This window comes from Tabrizicola sp., from assembly GCF_051645465.1.
Lineage (GTDB): Bacteria > Pseudomonadota > Alphaproteobacteria > Rhodobacterales > Rhodobacteraceae > Tabrizicola.
Map to the genome: position 1 here is coordinate 1 of NZ_JBOFBI010000188.1, position 2,452 is coordinate 2,452.

The window sequence follows — 2,452 nt, forward strand, 5'->3', positions numbered from 1 at the left end:
CCCGATCTGTCCGGCGGTATTGCCATTCAGGCGCGCGTCCGATGGACGCCGACCACCGGCATCCAATCCGGCCGCTCCCCGGCCCGCGCCGATTCCAGATGCAATGCCGGTGCGGCCGTAACCCTTGACGCTGTCGGCGGTGCGGAAGGTCGAGGCTGCGACGCTCCCGAGACCGGTCGCGGTCGACGCGAGGGACTGTGCGATCGTCGGCACCATGGCCATCAGGCCGGTGCCGAGCATCATGACAACGACGAAGCTCAGGACATCGCCGATGGTTTCCACCGAGGCGAGGGAGGCAGGCGTCAGGTCGCGGGCGATAGCGATGGTGAAGGCCGCCATGCCAGAGGTGAGCATCGGGTAGAAAGCAAAGCCGAGGGCAAGGTTCACCCACCGATCAAAGAGCGGGGCTGTCATCTTGAAGAGCGTGCAGGCAATCGCGATTGGCGCGAAGATCACGAGGACGCCAATCATGATCTTCGCGGCGGAGATCACGATGATCGACACCGTCGCCATCAGGGCGGCGACAAGAAACATCAGAAGGCCGGCGAGGGCACCAGTGATGTAGCTGCCGTTCTGGCTGATCGCCTGCCCGACATCGAGAGCCTGAAGGTAGAGCGAGTCGAGGCCCTCATACAGGTTGCCCGATCCACCTCCAAAGGCCTCAAGGACGACGGCCCCGATCTCGCTCGGGGCATTGGTCAGAACTCCATAGACCGCATTGAAGTTCGTCCACGACGACAAGAAAGCCGACGCCACCGCAATGCGGACCATCAGTCCGAGCCCGTTGCGCAGGGTCATCGGGACGGCTTGTGCCATCAGGTTGATCCCGACCAGGGCCACCACCAGAACAGAGCCGACCCGGAAGACCGGCACGATTTCGGCGGCCACGGCATCGAACGCCGTGGCGCCGACCGCAGTTGCGGCGGCGTCGACCTGGGTCAGGATGTCGGCGATGATGGCCATGGATCACATGGACCGGCAGACGGTCTCGAGGTCGCGATAGTGCGCCTCTGTCTCGCGTTGGTGCTGAGTGAGGTAGGCCTCGAAGTCTCCCCGATCATTGTTGATGAGGTCGGCAGCCGACTTGCCCAAGAATTGAGACGTGAAGTTGTCGAAGCTGAATCCGTCGAAGAGGCAACCGCATGTCCCTGCCTCCAGGGCCTTCCTCTTCGCCGCTGTGATATAGGCCTGCCGCGCGGCACCTTTGAAGCGCCAGTCGGAAATCCCCTCGGGCAGGTCGATCACCTCGCCGCAAGAACTCCTCTCCGCCCCGGCAAAGACACCGGTCCCGCGTCGCTGCATTTCAGTCAGAAGGTCCAGCGCGGCTTCAGCATCCTGCGCCACTACCGCTTCCCGGGCTCTTTCGGCCAGCTGTACGTCGCTGAACGAGGTCAGGTCTTCCGCCACCGCGAAGTTGGTAAGGCAGACGAGGGCAACAACCGCCGCGACCTGATGAGATGACCGCCGCATCATTCGGCCCCCGAATAGTCGAAGAAGCTCTTCTCCTTGGCCTGCTCTGCGGCCCAGTTCACGCCCGTCTGCCCGGCTGCCAGACCCGCAGCCGCGTTCAGCCGCCACATCTGGCCAAGCATGTAGTTGGTTTCGGCGGCCATCCGGGTGTTGAGGTCGATGCTTTCCTTCAGGCCGTCCTGTTTGGCGATCTCATCGACAAGGCCGTCGATCCGGGCGAGGCTTTGGGCGGCTTCCTCGTAGGAAAGCTGCGCCACGCCCATGGCCGTAGCACTCGTCGCTGCAGTCGTCGCGATGAGCTTGTCCTGCGGGTTCTCCGATGACGACAGCCCGGCCAGGGTTTCCGAGGTCAGCCCGGCCCCTTCCAGCGTGTCGCGCATATATTCGGTGGCCATCTTGTCGCCCATGGTCACGTCGCCATCGAGCAAGCTGTCCAGAAGCCCGTCGAAATCCCCGATGGTCAGCGCATCCTGGAAACCGGAGAGATCGGTGATCTTTGCCGCCCGTGAGCGCAGGTCCTCCACCGAATTGTAAAGGCTCGCGATCTCGTTCAGGCCCGAGATCGATCCGAGGATACCTTCGAGATTGGTCAGCTGCTCGAGGCCTGTCTCGACCTGCTTCTTCAACTCTTCGATCTGCGCGATCTGGTTTTCCGCATCGCGAAGGGCTGCCTGCAGCTGTTCGATGTTCTTGGCGAGGTTGGAGCCGTCTATGACGGGCACGCCTTGGGCCAGAAGCGGTGATGCCAGAAGCGATGCACAGACGGCGAGCGCGAGACGCGCCCTTGTTCGAAAGAGGTCAGGTCTCACGGAGTGTACTCCCAGAAGGTGGTGTATTGCAGGGATTGTGCGGCTTCGGAAAGCCCACGGGCCGCCTCGACCTTGACGGCACCGGCGCGCAGCCGCAGCGTCAGGGCCATGAGGCGCGCGCGTTCGGCGAGCATGTAAGTGTTCTGGTCGACCGCCTGTTTCGGGGTCTGGGG

3 protein-coding genes are annotated in these 2,452 nt (G+C 63.2%); all 3 read right to left on the minus strand.

Translation table 11 applies throughout. From position 1 onward, the window contains the following. Positions 1–963, minus strand: a 963-nt coding sequence (locus tag ACRCSW_RS12395) for a type IV secretion system protein (protein ID WP_438705499.1), incomplete at its 3' end; no start/stop codon positions are given. A 3-nt stretch (positions 964–966) separates the two neighbouring features. Beyond that, positions 967–1,470 carry a hypothetical protein gene (locus ACRCSW_RS12400; RefSeq protein ID WP_438705501.1) on the minus strand — a complete coding sequence of 168 codons (504 nt, stop codon included), beginning with the start codon at positions 1,468–1,470 and terminating at the stop codon, positions 967–969. After that, positions 1,470–2,279 carry a type IV secretion system protein gene (locus tag ACRCSW_RS12405; RefSeq protein WP_438705502.1) on the minus strand — a complete coding sequence of 270 codons (810 nt, stop codon included), beginning with the start codon at positions 2,277–2,279 and terminating at the stop codon, positions 1,470–1,472. Before ACRCSW_RS12405 ends, ACRCSW_RS12400 begins: the two co-directional genes overlap by 1 nt. Between the last annotated feature and the right edge of the window lie 173 nt (positions 2,280–2,452).

What these genes read in the sequence shown, in the direction of transcription:
- ACRCSW_RS12400 (WP_438705501.1), bottom strand. Translation starts at nt 1,470, where the DNA reads ATGCGGCGGTCATCTCATCAGGTCGCGGCGGTTGTTGCCCTCGTCTGC.